The organism is Ramlibacter sp. Leaf400 (assembly GCF_001424545.1).
GTDB lineage: Bacteria > Pseudomonadota > Gammaproteobacteria > Burkholderiales > Burkholderiaceae_C > Ramlibacter.
In genome coordinates, this window is the sequence record NZ_LMQL01000015.1 from 146,232 (window position 1) to 168,177 (window position 21,946).

A 21,946-nucleotide genomic window follows, 5' to 3' on the forward strand; every position below is an offset into this window, starting at 1 on the left:
GATGCCTCTTCAACGGAACAGCCACACGCGCATGAGCGAGAGCAGCTGGTTGGTGTTGACCGGCTTGGAGATGTAGTCGCTGGCACCGGCGTCCAGGCATTTCTCCCGGTCGCCCTTCATCGCCTTGGCGGTCAGCGCCAGGATCGGCAGCGTGCGCAGCGCCGGGTCCTTGCGGATCTCGCGCATGGTCTCGTAGCCGTCCATCTCCGGCATCATGATGTCCATCAGGACCATGGCCAGGTCCGGCGAGCCCTTGATGATGTCGATCGCCTGCCGCCCGTTGGTGGCACTGACCACCTCGACGTCGTGGTTCTCCAGCACCGAGGTCAGCGCGAAGATGTTGCGCGCGTCGTCGTCCACCACCAGCACCTTGCGGCCGTGCAGCACCTCCGAGGAGTTGTGCAGCCGCTCCAGCATCGCCTGCTTCTCGCGCGGCAACTGGGTCACCACGCGGTGCAGGAAGAGGGCGGTCTCGTCCAGCAGCCGCTCGGGCGAGCGAACGTCCTTGAGGACGATGCTCTTGGCCATCACGTTGAGCCGCGACTGCTCGTCGGCATTGAGGTCCTTGCCGGTGAACACGACCACCGGCACGGTGGCCAGGGCGGGCTCGCGCTGCACCTGCTCGAGCAGCTCGAAGCCGGTCATGTCGGGCAGGCGCAGGTCCAGCACCACGCAGTCGAAGCGCTGGCTGCGCAGCAACTCCAGGGCGCCCTCGCCACTGCCGGCCGAGACGATGTCGATGTCGTCGTAGCCCAGCAGCTCGATGACGGCATCGCGCTCGATGGCGTTGTCCTCCACCACCAGCAGGCGCTTGGTGCGCGGCAGGGTGAACTCCTTGAGCCGGTCGAACGCCACCTCCAGGTTGGCCGTGGTCGGCTCCTTCAGGAGATAGGCGAAGGCGCCGTGCGACAGGCCGTGCTGGCGCTCTTCTTCCAGGGTGATGATCTGCACCGGGATGTGGCGCAGCTGCGGGTCGAGCTTGAGCTGGTTGAGCACCGTCCAGCCCAGCATGTCGGGCAGGAAGATGTCCAGCGAGATCGCCGCCGGCTGGTACTGGCGCGCCAGCGACAGGCCCATCGTGCCCTTGGTGGCCACCAGGCCCTTGAAGCCCTTGTCGCGCGCCAGGCCGAGCAGGATGCGCGCGTAGTGCGGGTCGTCCTCGACGATCAGCACCACCGCGTCGCCCGGGTCGATGTGGTCGCGGTCGTCGGCGATGTGCTCCTCGCGCGCCACCGGCAGCGCCAGCATCGGCATCGTCGACTCCGGCGGCGCCTTGACGTTGCGCATCACCGTCTTGGGGTCCGGGCCGGCGTAGTGCAGCGGCAGGTAGAGCGTGAAGGTGCTGCCCTTGCCGTGCACGCTCTGCAGCCTGATCTCGCCGCCCAGCAGCACCGCCAGCTCCCGGCTGATCGCCAGGCCCAGGCCGGTGCCGCCGTACTTGCGCGAGGTCCCCGCGTCGGCCTGCTGGAAGGCTTCGAAGATCAGGCGCTGCTTGTCCGGCGGCACGCCGATGCCCGTGTCCTCCACCGCGAAGGCGACGACGTACTGGGCCTGGCTGAGCACCGGGTGGTCGGCCGACCAGCCGCCGGTGGCCAGGCCGACCCGCACTTCCACGTGGCCGTGCGAGGTGAACTTGACCGCGTTGGACAGCAGGTTCTTCAGGATCTGCTGCAGGCGCTTGGGATCGCTGTCCATCGAGCGCGGCAGGTCCTCGGCGAAGCGCACGTGCAGCGGCAGGCTCTTGGCCTCGGCCACGTGGCGGAAGTTGCGGTCGATGCTGTCGCGCAGCCAGAAGAAGGCGATCTCCTCCACGTCCACCGTGACCGTGCCCGACTCGATCTTGGACAGGTCCAGGATGTCGTTGATCAGGTTGAGCAGGTCGCTGCCCGAGGAGTTGATGTTGCGCGAGAACTCGATCTGCTTGTTGTTCAGGTTGCCCGCGGCGTTCTCGGCCAGCTGCTGCGACAGGATCAGGATGGAGTTGAGCGGCGTGCGCAGCTCGTGCGACATGTTGGCCAGGAACTCCGACTTGTACTTGGAGGTGAGGGCCAGCTCGGAGGCCTTCTCCTCCAGCGCGCGGCGGGCCTGTTCCACCTCGGCGTTCTTGCGCTCGACCTCCTCGTTCTGCTGCGCCAGCAGGCGGGCCTTGGTGCCCAGCTCCTCGTTGGTCTGCTGCAGCTCGATCTGGCGGGCCTGCAGTTCCGCGGTGAGCTGCTGCGACTGCGTCAGCAGGCCCTCGGTGCGCATGGTGGCCTCGATGGTGTTGAACACCGCGCCGATGCCCAGCGCCAGCTGGTCCAGGAAGTTGAGGTTGACCGCGGTGAAGGGGTGCAGCGAGGCCAGCTCGATCACCGCCTTGGTCTGGTTCTCGAACAGCACCGGCAGCACCACCACGCTGAGCTGCCGGGCCTGGCCCAGGCTGGAGCTGATGGTGACGAAGTCGGACGGCACGTCCGTCATCAGGATGCGGCGGTTCTCCAGCGCGCACTGGCCGACCAGGCCTTCGCCCAGGGCCAGCGTCGGGGCCAGCTCCACGCTGCCGGCCTGCGCGTAGCTGGACAGCAGCACCAGCTGCCGGTCCATGCCGTCGTCGACCTGGCTGTTGTGGTAGATGCTGCCCTGGTGGGCGTTGATCAGCGGCGCCAGCTCGGACAGCAGCATCTTGCCCACGGTGGACAGCTCGCGCTGCCCCTGCAGCATGCCGGTGAAGCGGGCCAGGTTGGTCTTGAGCCAGTCCTGCTCGCGGTTGGATTCGGTGGTCTCGCGCAGGTTCGAGATCATCGTGTTGATGTTGTCCTTCAGCTCGGACACCTCGCCGCGCGCATCCACCTGGATCGACCGGGTCAGGTCGCCCTTGGTCACCGCGGTGGCCACTTCGGCGATGGCCCGCACCTGCGTGGTCAGGTTGGCCGCCAGCAGGTTCACGTTGCCGGTCAGGTCCTTCCAGGTGCCGGCCGCGCCGGGCACGTGGGCCTGGCCGCCCAGCCGGCCTTCCACGCCCACCTCGCGCGCCACGTTGGTCACCTGGTCGGCGAACGTGGCCAGCGTGTCGGTCATGCCGTTGATGGTGTCGGCCAGCGCCGCCACCTCGCCCTTGGCCTGCACCGTCAGGCGCTGCGTCAGGTTGCCGTTGGCCACGGCCGTCACCACCTTCACGATGCCTCGCACCTGTTCGGTCAGGTTGGAGGCCATGAAGTTCACGTTGTCGGTCAGGTCCTTCCAGGTGCCGCCCACGCCGGCCACCTGCGCCTGTCCGCCCAGCTTGCCTTCGGTGCCCACCTCGCGCGCCACGCGCGTCACCTCGCCGGCGAAGGAGTTGAGCTGGTCCACCATGGTGTTGATGGTGTTCTTCAGCTCCAGGATCTCGCCCTTCACGTCCACCGTGATCTTGCGGTTGAGGTCGCCGCGGGCCACCGCGGTGGTCACCTCGGCGATGTTGCGCACCTGCGAGGTGAGGTTGGCGCCCATGGTGTTGACCGAGTCGGTCAGGTCCTTCCAGGTGCCGGCCACGCCGGGCACCACGGCCTGCACGCCCAGGCGGCCTTCGGTGCCCACCTCGCGCGCCACTCGCGTCACTTCCGAGGCGAAGGAGCGCAGCTGCTCCACCATGGTGTTGATGGTTTCCTTCAGCTGCAGGATCTCGCCGCGCACGTCCACGGTGATCTTCTTGGACAGGTCGCCGTTGGCCACCGCGATCGTCACTTCCGCGATGTTGCGCACCTGGTTGGTCAGGTTGGACGCCATCGAGTTGACGTTATCGGTCAGGTCCTTCCAGGTGCCGGCCACGCCGGGCACCGCGGCCTGGCCGCCCAGCTTGCCTTCGGAGCCCACCTCGCGCGCCACCCGCGTCACTTCCGAGGCGAAGGCCGAGAGCTGGTCCACCATGGTGTTGATGGTTTCCTTCAGCTGAAGGATCTCGCCCTTCACGTCCACCGTGATCTTGCGGCCCAGGTCGCCGCGGGCGATGGCCGTGGCCACGTCCGCGATGTTTCGCACCTGGCCGGTGAGGTTGTTGGCCATGGAGTTGACGTTGTCCGTCAGGTCCTTCCACGTGCCGGCGACGCCCGGCACCACGGCCTGGCCGCCCAGCTTGCCCTCGGTGCCCACCTCGCGCGCCACCCGGGATACTTCGGCCGCGAACGAGCGCAGCTGGTCCACCATGGTGTTGATGGTTTCCTTCAGCTCCAGGATCTCGCCGCGCACGTCCACGGTGATCTTCTTGGACAGGTCGCCGTTGGCCACCGCGATCGTCACTTCGGCGATGTTGCGAACCTGGCCGGTGAGGTTGGACGCCATCGAGTTGACGTTGTCGGTCAGGTCCTTCCAGGTGCCGGCCACGCCGGGCACCTGCGCCTGTCCGCCCAGCTTGCCTTCGGTGCCCACCTCGCGCGCCACGCGCGTCACTTCGGACGCGAAGCCGTTGAGCTGGTCCACCATCGTGTTGATGGTTTCCTTCAGGGCCAGGATCTCGCCCTTGACCTCCACCGTGATCTTGCGCGAGAGGTCGCCGCGCGCGATGGCCGTGGCCACGTCGGCGATGTTGCGCACCTGGCCCGTCAGGTTGGACGCCATGAAGTTGACGTTGTCGGTCAGGTCCTTCCAGGTGCCGGCCACGCCGGGCACCTGCGCCTGTCCGCCCAGCTTGCCTTCGGTGCCCACCTCGCGGGCCACGCGCGTCACTTCGGAAGCGAAGCCGTTCAGCTGGTCGACCATCGTGTTGATGGTGTTCTTCAGCTCCAGGATCTCGCCCTTGACCTCCACGGTGATCTTGCGCGAGAGGTCGCCCTTGGCCACGGCGGTCGTCACTTCGGCGATGTTGCGCACCTGGCCGGTCAGGTTGTTGGCCATGGAGTTGACGTTGTCGGTCAGGTCCTTCCAGGTGCCGGCCACGCCCCGCACCTGGGCCTGGCCGCCCAGCTTGCCTTCCGAGCCCACCTCGCGCGCCACGCGCGTCACTTCCGAAGCGAAGCCGTTGAGCTGGTCCACCATGGTGTTCAGGGTGTTCTTCAGCTCCAGGATCTCGCCCTTCACGTCCACCGTGATCTTCTTGGAGAGGTCGCCGTTGGCCACCGCGGTGGCCACGTCGGCGATGTTGCGCACCTGGGCCGTGAGGTTGGACGCCATCGAGTTGACGTTGTCCGTCAAATCCTTCCAGGTGCCCGCCACGCCCAGCACCTGGGCCTGGCCGCCCAGCTTGCCCTCGGTGCCCACCTCCCGCGCCACCCGCGACACCTCGCCGGCGAAGCCGTTGAGCTGGTCGACCATGGTGTTGATGGTGTTCTTCAGCTCCAGGATCTCGCCGCGCACGTCCACGGTGATCTTCTTTGAGAGGTCGCCCCGCGCCACGGCGGTCGTCACTTCCGCGATGTTGCGGACCTGGCCCGTGAGGTTGGAGGCCATGAAGTTGACCGAGTCGGTCAGGTCCTTCCACGTGCCGGCCACGCCGGGCACCTGGGCCTGGCCGCCCAGCTTGCCTTCGGTGCCCACCTCGCGCGCCACGCGCGTCACTTCGGACGCGAAGCCGTTCAGCTGGTCGACCATCGTGTTGATAGTGTTCTTCAGTTCCAGCACCTCGCCGCGCACGTCCACCGTGATCTTCTTGGAGAGGTCGCCGTTGGCCACGGCGGTCGTCACCTCCGCGATGTTGCGCACCTGGCCGGTGAGGTTGGACGCCATGAAGTTCACGTTGTCCGTCAGATCCTTCCAGGTGCCGGCCACGCCTTCCACGGCCGCCTGTCCGCCCAGCTTGCCTTCGGTGCCCACCTCGCGCGCCACCCGCGACACCTCGCCGGCGAACGCGTTGAGCTGGTCCACCATGGTGTTGATGGTCTGCTTGAGTTGCAGGATCTCGCCCTTGACCTCCACCGTGATCTTGCGGGAGAGGTCGCCCCGCGCGATGGCGGTGGCCACGTCGGCGATGTTTCGCACCTGGCCGGTAAGGTTGGACGCCATCGAGTTCACCGAGTCGGTCAGGTCCTTCCAGGTGCCGGCGATGCCCGGCACCACGGCCTGTCCGCCCAGCTTGCCTTCGGTCCCCACCTCGCGCGCCACGCGCGTCACCTCGGAGGAGAAGCCGTTGAGCTGGTCCACCATGGTGTTGATGGTTTCCTTCAGCTCCAGGATCTCGCCCTTCACGTCCACCGTGATCTTGCGCGAGAGGTCCCCGCGGGCCACGGCCGTCGTCACGTTGGCGATGTTGCGCACCTGGGAGGTCAGGTTGTTCGCCATCGAGTTGACCGAGTCGGTCAGGTCCTTCCAGGTGCCGGCCACGCCGGGCACCACCGCCTGGCCGCCCAGGCGGCCGTCGGTGCCCACCTCGCGGGCCACGCGCGTCACTTCCGAAGCGAACGAGCGCAGCTGGTCCACCATGGTGTTGGTGGCTTCCTTGAGCTGGAGGATCTCGCCGCGCACGTCCACCGTGATCTTCTTGGACAGGTCGCCGTTGGCCACCGCGATGGTCACCTCGGCGATGTTGCGCACCTGAGCCGTCAGGTTGCCGGCCATCTGGTTCACCGAGTCGGTGAGGTCCTTCCACACACCCGACACGCCCTTGACCTGGGCCTGGCCGCCCAGCTTGCCCTCGGTGCCCACCTCGCGCGCCACCCGGGTCACCTCGCTGGTGAACACCGAGAGCTGCTCGATCATGGTGTTGACCAGCTTGGCCGATCGGAGGAACTCGCCCTTGAGCGCGCGGCCGTCCACCTGCAACTCCATCTGCTGGCCCAGGTCGCCCTTGGCCACGGCGCCGATGGTGCGGGCGATGTCCGTCGTCGGCCGCACCAGGTCGTCGATCAGGGTGTTGAGCGAGTCGACCTGCGCCGCCCAGCCGCCCACCGCGCCGGGCGTGGCGATCCGCTGCGTCAGCCGGCCTTCCTTGCCCACCGTGGTGGACAGGCGCGCCGCTTCCTGCGTGATCCGCTGGGCGTTGGCGATGCTCTGGTTGAACGCTTCCGCGATGCGGCCGTCGGTGCCGGTCCAGGTGGCCGGCAGCCGCGTCTGGAAGTCGCCCTGCGAGAACGCCATCAGCGCGGCCAGGATCTGGCGCGACTGCGCCTGCGCGACCGCTTCCGGATCACGCGTCCGGATGCGGGCAGGGGAGGCGGGGGTTTTGGTGGACGGGGCGGCGACCTTGGCAGGTTTCTTCTTGGTGCTGTTCAGGGCTTGGTCCATGGATGCTTACTGCGAATGCTCCTCTTTGACGAGGAGTCTGATGCTCGATGTCCGGCCCTTGCCGGTACGCCTGTCTCCAGCTCAGCAGCTGAGCCATTGCCCCGTAGTGTCTGGAGGGCGTCCGACAGGCGGTGTAGGACGGGGCCGACAGATGCGCATGAGGTCGTTGCGTTCGGAAAAACTCGTGATAGGTGCACGCTCGGCAGTTGCAGGCCAGCCACGCAAACGTGGATGTCGGTTGGCCCGCGCCTAAGCAGCATGCCGCCGCCATGGCGACAGCCCGGCGCTCGTTGCGCACGCGCGAGTAGGGAAAAGGGGAAGTTGACGAGCCTTACCCCCGGCACTGGCTCCACAGTTAGGGCTGCTTGGTTCCCCACCTGACCCGGTTGGCCGCTTCACCATGCGGGGAGGCCCGTCACCACCGATTGTAGGCGCAGTGGCCGGAAGAGCTCGCAGGACACCGACCTTTAGAATCGAGCCGATGTCCTATCTCGTGCTCGCCCGCAAGTACCGGCCGAAGACCTTCGGTCAGATGGTCGGCCAGGAGCACGTGGTGCAGGCACTCTCCAACGCGCTCGAACAGCAAAGGCTCCACCACGCCTACCTGTTCACCGGCACGCGCGGCGTGGGCAAGACCACGGTGTCGCGCATCCTGGCCAAGTCGCTCAACTGCCAGGGCCCGGACGGGCAGGGCGGCATCACCGCCACGCCCTGCGGCGTGTGCCAGGCCTGCACCGACATCGACGCCGGCCGCTTCGTCGACTACACCGAGCTGGACGCCGCCTCCAACCGCGGCGTGGACGAGGTGCAGTCGCTGCTCGAGCAGGCGGTCTACAAGCCGGTGCAGGGGCGCTTCAAGGTCTTCATGATCGACGAGGTCCACATGCTGACCGGGCACGCGTTCAATGCGATGCTCAAGACGCTGGAGGAGCCGCCCGAGTACCTCAAGTTCGTGCTGGCCACGACCGACCCGCAGAAGGTGCCGGTCACGGTGCTGTCGCGCTGCCTGCAGTTCAACCTGCGGCCGATGGCGCCGCAGACGGTGCAGGAGCACCTGGCCGGCGTGCTGCAGTCCGAGGCCGTGGAGGCCGAGCCGCAGGCGCTGCGCCTGCTGGCCCGCGCCGCGCGCGGCTCGATGCGAGACGCGCTCTCCCTCACCGACCAGGCCATCGCCTTCGGCGGCGGCGCGCTGCAGGAAGCCGCGGTGCGCCAGATGCTGGGCAGCGTGGACCGCACGCACGTCTTCCGCCTGATCGAGGCGCTGGCCGCGGGCGAAGGCCGCGCGGTGGTCGAGATCTCCGAGACCCTGCGCCTGAACGGGCTGTCGGCCGCCGGCGCGCTGGAGGAGATGACGGCCGTGCTGCAACGCATGGCGGTGGCCCAGGCCGTGCCCGGCCACGGCGACGCTGGCGATCCGGACCATGCCGAGGTCGCGCGGCTGGCGGCGCTGCTGCCGGCCGACGAGACCCAGCTGCTCTACACCATGTGCCTGCACGGCCGCGCCGAGCTGGGCCTGGCGCCCGACGAATACGCGGCGCTGACCATGGTGCTCTTGCGCCTGCTGGCGTTCCGGCCCGCTGCCGCGACGGCAGAGGCGGAAAAAAAAACTCTGAACGCAGCCAGGCCTTCGCCTGAGCCCGCCGCGCAGCCGGTCCGTGCCCCGCAGGCGACCGCCGCACCGGTGACGCCGCCGGCGGTTTCGCGGCCCGCCGTCGTGGCTTCCTCCGTCGTGTCCGCAGCAGTCGCTCCCGTTGCCCCGCCCGCACCCGCGCGCCCTCCAGGCCAGGTGCTGCCGGTGGTCGATCCGCCCGCGCGCGCGGGTGCGACCGCGCAGTCGCCTCGGCCGCAACCCGCTGGCGACGGCGCCGTGGTGGGCGTGCCGGTGCGCCAGCAGCCCGAGTCGCGGCGCGACGCCTCCGCCATGCCCACCAGCTTCGTGCCCAGCGAAGAGGGCGACTTCTGGTACGCCACCGTGCAGGCCCTGGTGGCCGCCGAGGCGATCACGGCGCTGGTGCGCGAGCTGGCGCTGCAGTCGCAGCTGGTGGCGCGCGACGAAGGCCACTGGCTGCTGCGGGTCGAGCGCGAAACGCTCAACCAGCCGGCCTCGCGCGAGCGCCTGCAGGCCGCCCTCAAGGCCGCGGGCCACGAGGTGGCCATCACCATCGAACTCGGCCCGGTGAACGACAGCCCGGCGCGCCGCAATGCGGCCGCGGCCGCGCAGCGCCAGAAAGAGGCCGAGGACATCATCCAGAACGACCCGTTCGTGCAGCAGATGATGCGGGACTTTGGCGCGAAAATCGTGCCTGGAAGCATCAAGCCCATCTAAGGAATCGACATGTTCAACAAGGGACAGCTGGCCGGCCTCATGAAGCAGGCCCAGGCCATGCAGGAGAACCTGAAGAAGGCGCAGGACGAACTCGCCACGATCGAGGTGTCGGGGGAGTCCGGCGCCGGCCTCGTCAAGGTCACCATGACCTGCAAACACGACGTCAAGCGCGTGGAGATCGATCCCAGCCTGCTGGCCGACGACAAGGACATGCTGGAGGACCTGGTGGCCGCGGCCTTCAATGCCGCCGTGCGCAAGGCCGAGGAGACCTCGCAGGAGAAGATGGGCAAGCTCACCGCCGGCATGCCTGGTTTGCCGGGCGGGATGAAGTTTCCGTTCTGAGAAAACCAGGGGCCAGGGGCCAGGGGCTGGGGGCTAGGGACTAGGGACTAGGGGAACAGCCGGTCCGGGCCCTGTTTTCCCCTAGCCCCTAGCCCCTAGCCCCTAGCCCCTAGCCCCTAGCCCCTTGTCCAACACCCTCAACGCCCTCGTCGAAGCGCTGCGGCGCCTGCCCGGCGTGGGCGTGAAGTCGGCCTCGCGCATGGCCTTCCACCTGCTGCAGCACGACCGCGAGGGCGCGCAGCTGCTCGCGCAGGCCTTGCAGCAGGCGACCACCCGCGTGCGCCACTGCAGCCTGTGCCACACCTTCACCGAAGGCGAGGTCTGCGCCACCTGCCAGGACCCGCAGCGCGACGCCACCAAGCTGTGCGTGGTGGAGACGCCGGCCGACCAGGCCGCGGTGGAGCGCACCGGGGCCTTCCGCGGCCGCTACTTCGTGCTGATGGGCAAGCTCAGCCCGCTGGACGGTATCGGCCCGCGCGACATCGGGCTGGCCAAGCTGTTCGAGCGCGCCACCGACGGCGTGGTGCAGGAGGTGATTCTGGCGACCAACTTCACCGCCGAGGGGGAGGCCACCGCGCACGTGATCGGAGAGGCGCTCAAGCAGCGCGGCCTGCGGGTCACGCGGCTGGCGCGCGGCGTGCCGGCCGGCAGCGAACTCGAATACGTGGACCTGGGGACCATCGCGCACGCGCTGGTCGACCGCCGTTGAGGAGAACAACAAGGAATGGGACCGACACGTTTCACCGTCGCCTACTGGTGCGTGCTGGCCGCCGCGCTGCTGCCCTACGTTTGCGCCTACCTGGCGAAGTCGGGCGGCTTGCGCAAGCCGCGCAGCCAGGGCGGCTACGACAACCACGATCCGCGCGCCTGGCTGGCCCGGCAGACCGACTGGCACGCGCGCGCCAACGCGGCGCAGGCCAACAGCTTCGAGGCGCTGCCGCTCTTCATCGGCGCGGTGATCATTGCCCACCAGCTGGGCGCGCCGCAGACCAGGCTGGACATCCTGGCGCTGCTCTTCGTCACGCTGCGCGGCATCTACATCGCGATGTACGTGGCGGGCCTGCCGACGGTGCGTTCGGCGGTGTGGGCGGCCGCGCTGCTGGTCAACATCGCCATCCTGCTTTCAGGGCTGCGCTAGCGCGTTTTCCTGTTTACGTGGAAACCCGCACGGGATGGTCCTGATGCGGTGCACAAGAGCTCTGGCTAACCTCGCAAGCGCGTGCCAGAGAGGAAATCCCGAAGAATGAGAAACGCACCGATCACCCGCCGCGGGTTCGCGCTCGCGGGTGCCTGCGCTGCCTTGCTGGGCGCGCCGGCCCTGCGCGCGCAAGCCCGTCCGGAGAGGACGAGGGTGACCATCGCGGTGGGGGGCAAGGGAGCGTTCTACTACCTGCCGCTCACCATTGCCGAGCAGCTGGGCTACTTCAAGGCGGAAGGCGTGGACGTCGAGATCACCGACCACGTCGGCGGTCCTCGCGCCCTGCAGGCGCTTACCACGGGCGGCGCCGACGTGGTCAACGGCGCGTACGAGCACACCATCCAGCTGCAGAGCCGCAACCAGTTCATCCAGTCGTTCGTGCTCATGGGCCGCGCGCCGCAGATCGCGGTGGGCGTGTCCACCAAGGCGGTGCCGCACTACAAGGCGCCCGACGACCTGCGCGGCCGCAAGATCGGCGTCTCGGCGCCGGGCTCGTCCACCAACATGGTGGCCAACATGGTGCTCACGCGCGCGGGCGTCCGCGCCAACGAAGTGAGCTACGTGGGCGTGGGCACCTCGATGGGCGCGCTGTCGGCGCTGCGCTCCGGCCAGATCGACGCGATGAGCAACACCGACCCGGTGATGACCATGCTGGAGCAGCGCGGCGAGGTGAAGATCATCAGCGACACCCGCACGCTCAAGGGCACCCAGGACGTCTTCGGCGGCCCGATGCCGGCGGCCTGCTTCTACGCGGCCAACGAGTTCGTGCAGAAGAACCCCAACACCTGCCAGGCGATGGCCAACGCGGTGGTGCACGCCCTCAAGTGGCTGCAGACCGCCGGCCCCAGCGACATCATCAAGACCGTGCCCGACGCCTACCTGCTGGGCGATCGCGCGTTGTACCTGGCGTCCTTCAGCAAGGTGCGCGAAGCCATCTCGCTGGACGGCATGCTGCCCGACGAAGGGCCGCGCACCGCGCTGCGGGCGATGGCCAGCTTCGAGAGCGGCATCCGGCCCGAGAAGATCGACCTGGCGCGCACCTACACCAACGACTTCGCCCGCCGCGCGAAGGAGAAGTTCAAGACCTGAGCCGCGGTCCCAAGCGCCCACGACAAGCCCCGCCGATGCGGGGCTTCGTTCTTCTTGCGGCGCGGTCCTGCGCGGGCCGGCGCGCCGTGGCGGTAGGCTCCGCGGCCATGCCTTCTTCCCCGCAGCCCGACAGCGGCGCCAGGACCGCCGGTTTCGGCGCGCTGTTCAGCGCCGTGATGCTCCCGATGTTCATGGCCGCCGTCGACCAGACGCTGCTGGCCTCGGCCACGCCGCGCATCGCCAGCGACCTGGGCGGCCTGTCCGACACCTCCTGGATCGCGGTGGGCTACCTGCTGTCCGCGACCATCGCGGCGCCGCTCTACGGCCGCATGGGCGACCGCTACGGCCGGCGCAACGTGCTGTTGGTGGCGCTGGCGGTGTTCGCCGCCGGCTCGCTGGCCTGCGGGCTCGCCTCGACGATGTACGGGCTGATCGGCGCGCGCGTGCTGCAGGGCCTGGGCGGCGGCGGGCTGATGGTGCTGTCGCAGTCGCTGATCGGCGAGCTGGTCGCGCCGTCGGAGCGGCCGCGCTACCAGGGCTACTTCGCGGCGGTGTTCACCGTCTCCAGCGTGGGCGGGCCGGTGGTCGGCGGCTTCGTCGTCAACCACGGCGACTGGCGCTGGCTCTTCCTGGCCAACCTGCCGCTCGCGGCGCTGGCGGCCTGGCGCGTGGCGAGCCTGCCGCGACCAGGACGCTCGGCGATGCGCGACGCGCCCTACGACCCGGCCGGCGTGGTGATGTTCGCGCTGTGCGCCGTCTGCGCGATGCTGTGGCTCAGCCTGGCCGGGCACCGCTTCCCGCTGTTCTCGCCGACCAGCGCGGCACTGGCCGTCACCGCGGTGCTGGCGGGCGTGCTGCTGGCCGCCCAGCAGCGCCGGCATCCCTTTCCCTTCCTGCCGCTGGACGTGCTTCGCATCCCGGGCGTGGGGTGGGTGTGCCTGTCCATCATCGGCTTCTCGGGGACGATGTTCGCGCTGGTCTTCCTGCTGCCGATCTACCTGCAGGTGGCGCAGAACGCCAGCGCGGCCGGCGCCGGCCTGCAGCTGCTGCCGCTGACGATCGGGATGGTGGTCGGCTCCACCTTCAATGCGCGCTTCAGCGCGAAGACTCAGCGCAGCGGCGTGCTGCCGCCGTGGGGGCTGGGGATGGCGTCGCTGGCCCTGGGCGCGCTGGCGCTGCTGCCGCCTTCACCGCTGTCGATCGGCATCGCGTCGGCGGCGTGCGGGATCGGCTTCGGCACCGTGATGCCGAGCGCGCAGATCGCCACCCAGATGCTGGCCGGCCGCGAGCGGCTGGGCGCGGCGGCGGCGCTGATGTCGCTGACGCGCTCGACCGGCGCGGCCTTGGGCACGGCGGCCTTCGGCGGCCTGGCCTTCGCGCTGCTGAACGTGCAAGCCGGCGGCGGGGCAGGGGCCGGCCTGCGGCTGGAAGGGTTGTCGCCCGAGCGGGTCACGCAGGCCTTCCACCTGGTGTTCGCCGCCCTGGCGGTCTACGCCGCGGCAGGGGCCTTCGCCGCGGCGCGGGCGCCGCGGATGGACCTGGTCCAGCGCGCCCGCGCCGACGGGCCCGCCGCCGGCCGCCCGGTCAGCGACGCCGGCTCTTGACGACCGGCTTGGCGCGCGCGGCGGGCGCCACGCGGCCCTTGGCCGTGGCGCGAGGTGCGGCCTTGGCCCGCACCGGCACGTAGACGATCACCTGCTGGCCGGCCTTGAAGGCGGCCGAGGTGCCCACGTCGTTCCAGTCCGCCAGCTGGGCCGGCGTGACGCGGTAGCGGCGGGCGATGGTGGCGACGGTGTCCTTGCGGCCGGCCTTGACGGTCGTGCGGCGCAGGGTCTGCTCGGGCGCCAGCGCGAGCTGGCCGTTGTCGGCCAGGTGGCTGGCCACGTCCTCCTGCCGGTTGGACGGGCGCGGCACCACCAGCACCGAGCCGGCCTTGATCAGCATGCGCGGCGGGATGGTGTTGACGCTGCGCAGCTCGGCCTCGTTCATGCCGACCCGGCGAGCGACCTCGGCCACGCTCATCGTGCCCGGCACGGTCCAGGCGGTCCAGGTGGCGAAGCGGCCCTGGCTGTACTCGGCGAGGTTGCGCTGGAACACCTTGGCGTTGTCCCAGGGCAGCAGGATCTGCGGCGTGCCGGCCGCCAGGATCACGGGGCGATTGAGCTGCGGGTTGAGCGCCTTGAAGTCGTCCAGCGCCACGTCGGCCAGCTTGGCGGCCAGGGCGGTGTCGATGTCGCGGTCGACCGTCACCACGTCGAAGTACGGGTGGTTCTCGATCACCGGCAGGTCGGCGCGGAACTGCTCGGGGTTGCCGATGATGTTCTTGACCGCCTGCAGCTTGGGGACGTAGTTGCGCGTCTCGTCCGGCATGTTCAGGTCGAGGTAGCCGGTGCCCAGGCCGCGGCGCTTGTTGGCCGCGATGGCGCGCCCGACGCTGCCTTCGCCCCAGTTGTAGGCGGCCAGCGCCAGGTGCCAGTCGCCGAACATGCCGTGCAGGCGCTGCAGGTAGTCCAGCGCGGCGCGGGTGGAGGCCAGCACGTTGCGGCGGTCGTCGCGGAAGAAGTTCTGCTTCAGGTCGTAGTCGCGGCCGGTGCCGGGCATGAACTGCCACATGCCCGCGGCGCGCGCGCTGGACACCGCCTGCGGGTTGAACGCGCTTTCGATGAAGGGCAGGAGGGCCAGTTCGCTGGGCATGCGGCGGCGCTCCAGTTCCTCGACGATGTGGAACAGGTACTTGCGCGAGCGGTCCGTCATGCGCTGCATGTAGTCGGGCCGGGTGGCGTACCACTGCTCCTGGCGGCGCACCAGGTCGGACTGCAGGTCGGGCATGGCGTAGCCGCCGCGGATGCGCTCCCACAGGTCGGCCGGCGGCTGCATCGAGGCCACGTTGCGCGACGGCGCGTCGGCCGGCGTGATCGGGCTGAGCGGGCCGCTGGGCACCATCGCCGGCAGCCCGGGCGCCGGCGAAGCGGTGGCCGCCGATTCCGGAGGCGGCGGGGGAAGGGAGGACGTGGGGGAGGAAGGGGACGGCGCCGTGGCGCAACCGGCCAGCCACAGCGAAAGGGACAGACCGGCGGCCTGCAGCAGTTTCTTCATCTGTATTCGTTCTTCCATTGGCGGATGGCGGCGAAGACCGCCACTTCATCCCCGGCGTCGGCGCCGTTGAAGGCCTGCGCGGCGCGCACCACCGAGGGCTGGCGCGTGCGCAGGAAGGGATTGATCCGCCTCTCCTGGCCGATGGTGGCGGGCAGTGTCGGCTGGTCGCGGCGCCGCAGCTCTTCGCAGTGCTGCTGGTAGCGTGCCAGTTCCTCGTTGTCCGGCTCGACCGCGCGTGCGAAGCGCAGGTTGGCCAGCGTGTATTCGTGCGTACAGCACACCCGTGTGCGGGCGGGCAGGGCGGCCAGCGCGTCGAGCGAGGCCAGCATCTGCGCCGGCGTGCCTTCGAAGAGGCGCCCGCAGCCGCCGGAAAACAGCGTGTCGCCGCAGAACAGGAGCGGGGCGCCGTCCACTTCGGGCGTGAAGTAGGCGATGTGCCCGGCCGTGTGGCCGGGGACGTCCAGCACCTCGAAGGGCAGGCCGAGCGCCTCGATCCGGTCGCCTTGCGCGAGGGAGCGCAGGGGGCCGGGGATGGCTTCGCGCGCCGGGCCGAACACCTGCGCGCCGGTGGCGTCGCGCACCGCGGCCAGGCCGCCGATGTGGTCCTGGTGGTGGTGCGTGACTAGAATCGCCTCCAGTTGCAAGCCGGACTCGCGAAGGAACGCGAGCACCGGCTGCGCGTCGCCCGGGTCGACCACCAGAGCCCGTTGCCCGTCATGCAACACCCAAAGGTAGTTGTCCTGGAACGCGGGCAGAGGAACTAACTTCATGAGCGATGCGATTATAGGAATGCACGAGTGGTTCGAGACCCCGCCCGGGCGTTACCTGCTCGCCTGGGAGAAGGCCGAATTCGACCGCGCCGTAAGCGACATCTTCGGTTACCACGCGCTGCAACTGGGCCTGCCCGAACTCGACACGCTGGAAGCCAATCGCATCTCGCACAAGTGGCTGGGACTGCGCCAGCGCCATGCGCTGGAAGGCGACCGCCGGCCCGCATTGATGACGGATTACTCGGCGCTGCCGTTCGAGGCCAACAGCCTGGACCTGGTCGTGCTGCCGCATTCGCTGGAACTGAACACCGATCCGCATGCCACCCTGCGTGAAGTCGAACGCGTGCTGGTGCCCGAGGGCAAGGTGGTGATCTGCTGCCTCAATCCGGCCAGCCTCTGGGGGCTGAGGCAGCGCCGCGCGCACCTCTATCGGCGCCTGGGCTTCGGCCAGCTGTACCTGCCCGACGCGGGCGAGTTCATCGGCTACCGGCGCCTGCGCGATTGGCTGCGGCTGCTCAATTTCGAGGTGGAGACCGGCAACTTCGGCTGCTACCGGCCCGCGCTGGCCACCGACCACTGGCTGGATCGCTTCGACTGGATGGACGGGGTGGGCGAGCGCTGGTGGCCGATCTTCGGCGCCGTGTACTTCGTGGTGGCGACCAAGCGGGTGCGCGGCATGAAGCTGCTGGGCAAGCTGTGGAAGCCGGCCAAGGCGATCGCCACCGCGCCGGTGCCGCTGGCCAACCGGCGCCCGCAGCTGGAGACCACGGCCACGGCCGACCGCGGGGCGGGCCAGCCATGAACCAGGTCGTGATCCACACCGACGGCGCCTGCAAGGGCAACCCCGGCCCGGGCGGCTGGGGCGTGCTGCTGCAGTCGGGCAGCACCCGCAAGGAGCTGTTCGGCGGCGAGCTGGGCACCACCAACAACCGCATGGAGCTGATGGCGGTGATCCAGGCGCTGACGGCGCTCAAGCGCCCCTGCGCGGTGACGCTCTACCTCGACAGCCAGTACGTGCTCAAGGGCATCACCGAGTGGCTGCCGGGCTGGAAGGCCAAGGGGTGGCGCACCGCCGGCAAGACGCCGGTCAAGAATGTCGAGCTGTGGCAGCGGCTGGACGACCTGGTGCTCAACGGCGGCCACACCATCGACTGGCGCTGGGTGCGCGGCCACAACGGCGACCCCGGCAACGAGCGCGCCGACGCCCTGGCCAACATGGGCGTGGAGCTGGCGTTGGGCCAGCGCAAGCCGGCCGTGTAAACCTGCGGTAAATCCTTCCGCTCCAGGGGCGCCGGCCCCGGAACTGCGGGCATGTGCGAATGATCGGCCTTGTAACGGCTGCTACATTGACATGTTTGCCTGCAAACGGCGTTCCCTCTCCCCCTCGAAGAAGTTCATGGCATCCAAGCCCCTCTACATGGTGATCGCCGTAGCCGGCATCGCGGCAGCCTCTGGCGCTGCCTGGTGGTTCCAGAACAAGCAGCGGCCCGCGCCCGCGACCCAGGAATCGGCGGTGGTCGCACCCGCCCCGGCAGGGGCCGCCAGCGGCGCGGCCCGCCCGCCCGCCGTCGAGATCGCCCGGGTCGAGGTGATGCGCCTGACCGACGACGCCCAGGCGGTGGGCAGCCTGCGTTCGCGCCAGAGCGTCGTGCTGCGGCCCGAGGTGAGCGGCCGCGTGACGCAGCTCAATTTCCGTGACGGCCAGCGCGTGCGCAAGGGCCAGCTGCTGGTGCAGCTGGACGACCAGCTGCCGCGCGCCCAGGTGCAGCAGGCCCGCGCCGAGCTGTCGATCGCCAACGCCAACCACAAGCGCAACCAGGACCTGGTGGCGCAGAGCTTCATCAGCCAGCGCCAGGTGGAGGAGAGCGCCGCCAACCTGCAGGTGGCCCAGGCCAAGCTGTCGCTGGCCGAAGCCACCGCCGCGCGCCTGCGCATCGTGGCCCCGTTCGACGGCATCGCCGGCATCCGCACCGTGAACCTGGGCGACTACCTCAAGGACGGCGCCGACATCGTCAACATCGAAGACCTGGACGCGGTGTTCGTGGACTTCCGCCTGCCCGAGCGCTTCCAGACCAAGCTGAAGCCCGGCCAGGTGGCGGTGGTGCAGACCGACGCGCTGCCCGGCCGCAAGTGGAACGCCGTGATCCAGGCCATCGACCCGCTGGTGGACGCCAACGGCCGCTCGGTCGGCATCCGCGGCTGCATCGACAACCGCCAGATGCAGCTGCGCCCCGGCATGTTCGCGCGCATCACCGCCGTGTTCGGCGGGCGCGACAACGCCATGGTGGTGCCGGAAGAGGCCATCGTGCCGCAGGGCAACCGCCAGACGGTGGTGCGCCTGGTCGACGGGCCCGACCAGGACAGCAAGACCGCCCAGCGCGTGGAGGTCAAGACCGGCATCCGCCAGCCGGGCCGCGTCGAGATCGTCGAAGGCCTGCAGCCGGGCGACGTGGTCGTGGTGGCCGGCCAGCAGCGCATCCAGCGCGACGGCATGCCGGTGCGCGTGGTCGACCTGTCCGCCGGCAGCCGCGGCGCTGCCGCCGCGGGCCGTCCGGCCGGCAACGGCCAGCCGGGGGCCAACGGCCAGCCGGCCGCCAACGGCGCGCCGCCCGCGTCGGCGCCGGACGCGGTGCCCACCAACCGCCCGCCGGTCGCCGTGACCCCGGCTGCCGCCGCGCCCGCAGCGCCGGCGCCCGAGCCCACCGCGCGTGTCTCGGGGCCGAACCCCTGCGTCGCCGCCAGGAGCTGATCCATGCAACTGCCCGAGATCGCGATCCGCCGGCCGGTGTTCGCCACCGTGCTGTCGCTGCTGGTGGTGCTGATCGGCGCCGTCAGCTTCAACCGGCTTTCGGTGCGCGAGTACCCGAAGATCGACGAGCCCGTGGTCACCGTCAGCGTGCGCTACCCGGGCGCCTCGGCCGAGGTCATCGAGTCGCAGGTGACCAAGCCGCTGGAGGACTCCATCGCGGGCATCGACGCGGTGGACGTCATCACCTCCATCAGCCGCGCCGAGCAGAGCCAGATCTCGGTGCGCTTCCGCCTGGAGAAGGACGCCGACGCTGCGGCCGCCGAGGTGCGCGACCGCACCTCGCGGGTGCGCAACCGCCTGCCGCAGGCCATCGACGAACCGGTGATCGCCAAGGTCGAGGCCGACGCCTTCCCGGTGATCTGGCTGGCCTTCACCAGCGACACGCTCAACCCGCTGCAGATCAACGACCTGGTCAACCGCATCGTCAAGCCGCGCCTGCAGACCGTCACCGGCGTGGCCGACGTGCGCATCTTCGGCGAGCGCAAGTACGCCATGCGGGTCTGGCTCGACCCCGACAAGCTGGCCGGCTACCGCCTGACCACCCAGGACGTGGAAGACGCCGTGCGCCGCAGCAACCTGGAGGTGCCGGCCGGGCGCATCGAGTCGCAGCAGCGCGAGTTCAGCGTGACGTCCCAGACCGACCTGGTGCGGCCGGCGCAGTTTGCCGAGATCGTGGTCAAGAACGTCAACGGCTTCCCGGTGAAGATCCGCGACATCGCCCGGGTCGAGGAGGCCGCGGCCGACGAGCGCAGCAACGTGCGGCTCAACGGGCGCCAGGCGATCTCGGCCGGCGTGATCCGCCAGGCCACCGCCAACCCGCTGACCCTGTCGCAGGGCGTGCGCGAGATGATCCCGCGGCTCAAGCAGGACCTGCCGGCCGAGGTCAACATCGACATCGCGAACGACAACTCGCTGTTCATCGACCGGTCGGTCAAGAACGTCTACCGCACCATCGCCGAGGCGGTGCTGCTGGTGGCGCTGGTGATCTTCGTGTTCCTGCGCACGCTGCGCGCGTCGGTGATCCCCATCGTCACCATCCCGGTGAGCCTGATCGGCACCTTCGCGATGATGGCGCTGGCCGGGTTCACCATCAACACGCTCACGTTGCTGGCCCTGGTGCTGGCCATCGGCCTGGTGGTGGACGACGCCATCGTGATGCTGGAGAACATCTTCCGGCACATCGAGGAAGGGCTCGACCCGTTCTCGGCCGCGATCAAGGGCGCCCGCGAGATCGGGTTCGCGGTCATCACCATGACGCTGACGCTGGTGGCGGTGTATGCGCCGCTGGCCTTCACGCCGGGCCGCACCGGCCGCTTGTTCGTCGAATTCGCGCTGGCCCTGGCCGGCTCGGTACTGGTGTCGGGCTTCGTGGCGCTGACGCTCACGCCGATGATGTGCTCCAAGCTCTTGCGCCACAACCCCAAGCCGAACTTCTTCGACCGGGGCATGGAGCGGCTGCTGGTCGGCCTGCAGTCCGGCTACGGCCGCACGCTGCGCTGGGTGCTCACCGCAGGCGCGGGCGGCACCGCGGGCCGGCTGCTGCAGGCGCGCTGGATCGTCATCGGCGTCATGCTGGCCAGCGCGCTGGGCATCGCGCTCGTGTGGCCGACGATGAAGTCCGAGCTGTCGCCGCTGGAGGACCGGGGCACCATCCTGGCCACCATCAACGCACCCGACGGCGCCACGCTGGACTACACCAACCGCTATGCCCAGGCGCTGGAGCGCATGGGGCAGCAGCACAAGGAGTTCGACCGCATCTTCGCCAACATCGGCAACCCCACGGTGTCGCAGGGCAGCGTGGTGTACCGGGCGGTGGACTGGGAGAACCGCGGGCGCACGACGCTGGACATCGCCCGCGAGCTTCAGCCGCGGGTGGCCGGGCTGCCGGGCATCAACGCCTTCATCGTCACGCCGCCCTCGCTGGGCCAGGGCTTCCGCGACCGGCCGCTCAACTTCGTCATCCAGACCTCGGACAGCTACGAAAACCTCGCCCGCACGGTGCGCCAGCTGCAGGACGAGATCGCCAAGAACCCCGGCATCGTCGGCGTCGACGTCGACCTGCGCCTGAACAAGCCCGAGCTGCGCATCCAGGTCGACCGCGACAAGGCGGCCGACATGGGCGTGAGCGTCGACGTCGTGGCCAAGGCGTTGGAGACGCAGCTGGGCGGCCGCCAGGTCACCCGCTACAAGCGCGACGCCGAGCAGTACGACGTGATCATCCAGAACCGCGCCAGCGGCCGCACCACGCCGGAAGACATCGACAGCATCTACGTGCGCGGCCGCAACGACACCATGATCCCGCTGTCGGCCCTGGTGCAGGTCCAGGAGAGCGTCAGCCCGCGCGAGCTCAATCACTTCGGGCAGCGCCGCTCGGCCACCATCACGGCCAACCTGTCGCCGGACTACTCGCTCGGGCAGGCGCTGCAGTTCATGGAGCAGACCTCGGCCAAGGTGCTGAAGTCCGGCTACACCACCGACCTGAACGGCACCTCGCGCGAGTTCCGCAGCTCGCAGGGCGCGCTGGCCATCGTGTTCGTTCTGGCGCTGGTGTTCATCTTCCTGGTGCTGGCGGCGCAGTTCGAGAGCTTCGTGGATCCGCTGGTGATCCTGCTGTCGGTGCCGCTGTCGATGATCGGCGCGCTGCTGGCGCTCAAGTGGTCGGGCGGCTCGCTCAACGTCTATTCGCAGATCGGCCTGATCACGCTGGTGGGGCTGATCACCAAGCACGGCATCCTGATCGTGGAGTTCTCCAACCAGCTGCGCGAGCAGGGCAAGGGCCTGCTCGACGCGGTGGTGGAAGCCGCTTCGCTGCGCCTGCGCCCGATCCTGATGACGACAGGTGCCATGGTGCTGGGCGCGCTGCCGCTGGCCTTCTCCACCGGTGCCGGCGCCGAGAGCCGCATCCAGATCGGCTGGGTGATCGTGGGCGGGATGTCGCTGGGCACGCTGCTCACCGTGTTCGTGGTGCCGACGATGTACATGCTGTTCGCCCGCGGCAAGGTGCCGGGCGCCAACAAGGCCGTGACCCAGGATGAGCACGCCGAGCCCATCCACGGCGACCTGATAGCGAAGTAACCGATCCTTACAGGCACCGCTACAGGCGCGTGCCTCGACGGTTGGGTCGCCGCTGTCCGACAAGCTGTGCA

At 69.4% G+C, this 21,946-nt stretch carries 13 protein-coding genes and 1 other RNA gene; 10 read left to right on the forward strand and 4 right to left on the reverse strand.

The window, feature by feature from the left end:
• Nucleotides 1–9: 9 nt before the first annotated feature.
• Both ASG30_RS21805 and ffs read right to left on the reverse strand, forming a co-directional pair.
• Nucleotides 10–7,170, reverse strand: a complete 7,161-nt coding sequence (locus ASG30_RS21805; RefSeq protein WP_055902222.1) for a HAMP domain-containing protein — start codon at nt 7,168–7,170, stop codon at nt 10–12.
• 320 nt (nt 7,171–7,490) lie between these two features.
• Nucleotides 7,491–7,587: signal recognition particle sRNA small type (gene ffs / locus ASG30_RS22295), an RNA gene on the reverse strand.
• Between the two features lie 64 nt (nt 7,588–7,651).
• Between ffs and dnaX the strand changes: the two genes are divergently transcribed.
• From dnaX to ASG30_RS21835, 6 genes are all read left to right on the forward strand, one after another.
• Nucleotides 7,652–9,496 carry a DNA polymerase III subunit gamma/tau gene (gene dnaX / locus ASG30_RS21810; protein ID WP_055902227.1) on the forward strand — a complete coding sequence of 615 codons (1,845 nt, stop codon included), beginning with the start codon at nt 7,652–7,654 and terminating at the stop codon, nt 9,494–9,496.
• A 9-nt stretch (nt 9,497–9,505) separates the two neighbouring features.
• Entirely contained in the window at nt 9,506–9,838 is a 333-nt protein-coding gene (locus ASG30_RS21815; RefSeq protein WP_055902231.1) for a YbaB/EbfC family nucleoid-associated protein, read from the forward strand.
• Nucleotides 9,839–9,962: 124 nt separating this feature from the next.
• Nucleotides 9,963–10,547, forward strand: coding sequence for a recombination mediator RecR (gene recR / locus ASG30_RS21820; RefSeq protein ID WP_055902234.1), 585 nt, complete (start codon nt 9,963–9,965; stop codon nt 10,545–10,547).
• 15 nt (nt 10,548–10,562) lie between these two features.
• Nucleotides 10,563–10,976 (forward strand): MAPEG family protein, encoded by a 414-nt coding sequence (locus tag ASG30_RS21825; RefSeq protein ID WP_055902238.1) that lies wholly within the window; start codon nt 10,563–10,565, stop codon nt 10,974–10,976.
• Between the two features lie 105 nt (nt 10,977–11,081).
• A complete protein-coding gene (locus ASG30_RS21830) occupies nt 11,082–12,125 on the forward strand; it encodes an ABC transporter substrate-binding protein (RefSeq protein ID WP_055902242.1) in 1,044 nt (347 codons plus the stop codon).
• 107 nt (nt 12,126–12,232) lie between these two features.
• Complete coding sequence (locus ASG30_RS21835) at nt 12,233–13,729, forward strand: MFS transporter (protein ID WP_162243760.1); 1,497 nt, start codon at nt 12,233–12,235, stop codon at nt 13,727–13,729.
• Here the strand turns inward: ASG30_RS21835 and ASG30_RS21840 are convergent.
• Nucleotides 13,710–15,221 carry a transglycosylase SLT domain-containing protein gene (locus tag ASG30_RS21840; RefSeq protein ID WP_055902244.1) on the reverse strand — a complete coding sequence of 504 codons (1,512 nt, stop codon included), beginning with the start codon at nt 15,219–15,221 and terminating at the stop codon, nt 13,710–13,712. The two genes, ASG30_RS21835 and ASG30_RS21840, sit on opposite strands and share 20 nt — an antisense overlap.
• Nucleotides 15,218–15,991 (reverse strand): hydroxyacylglutathione hydrolase, encoded by a 774-nt coding sequence (gene gloB / locus ASG30_RS21845; protein WP_055902250.1) that lies wholly within the window; start codon nt 15,989–15,991, stop codon nt 15,218–15,220. The genes ASG30_RS21840 and gloB overlap by 4 nt, the downstream gene beginning before the upstream one ends.
• Between gloB and ASG30_RS21850 the strand changes: the two genes are divergently transcribed.
• From ASG30_RS21850 to ASG30_RS21865, 4 genes are all read left to right on the forward strand, one after another.
• Nucleotides 15,990–16,793 (forward strand): class I SAM-dependent methyltransferase, encoded by an 804-nt coding sequence (locus ASG30_RS21850; RefSeq protein ID WP_235579870.1) that lies wholly within the window; start codon nt 15,990–15,992, stop codon nt 16,791–16,793. The genes gloB and ASG30_RS21850 overlap by 2 nt on opposite strands.
• Complete coding sequence (gene rnhA, locus ASG30_RS21855; protein ID WP_055902255.1) at nt 16,790–17,251, forward strand: ribonuclease HI; 462 nt, start codon at nt 16,790–16,792, stop codon at nt 17,249–17,251. Before ASG30_RS21850 ends, rnhA begins: the two co-directional genes overlap by 4 nt.
• 136 nt (nt 17,252–17,387) lie before the next feature.
• Complete coding sequence (locus ASG30_RS21860; RefSeq protein ID WP_055902258.1) at nt 17,388–18,740, forward strand: efflux RND transporter periplasmic adaptor subunit; 1,353 nt, start codon at nt 17,388–17,390, stop codon at nt 18,738–18,740.
• A 3-nt stretch (nt 18,741–18,743) separates the two neighbouring features.
• On the forward strand, nt 18,744–21,875 hold the full coding sequence (locus ASG30_RS21865; protein ID WP_055902261.1) for an efflux RND transporter permease subunit: 3,132 nt from the start codon (nt 18,744–18,746) through the stop codon (nt 21,873–21,875).
• Nucleotides 21,876–21,946: the final 71 nt, after the last annotated feature.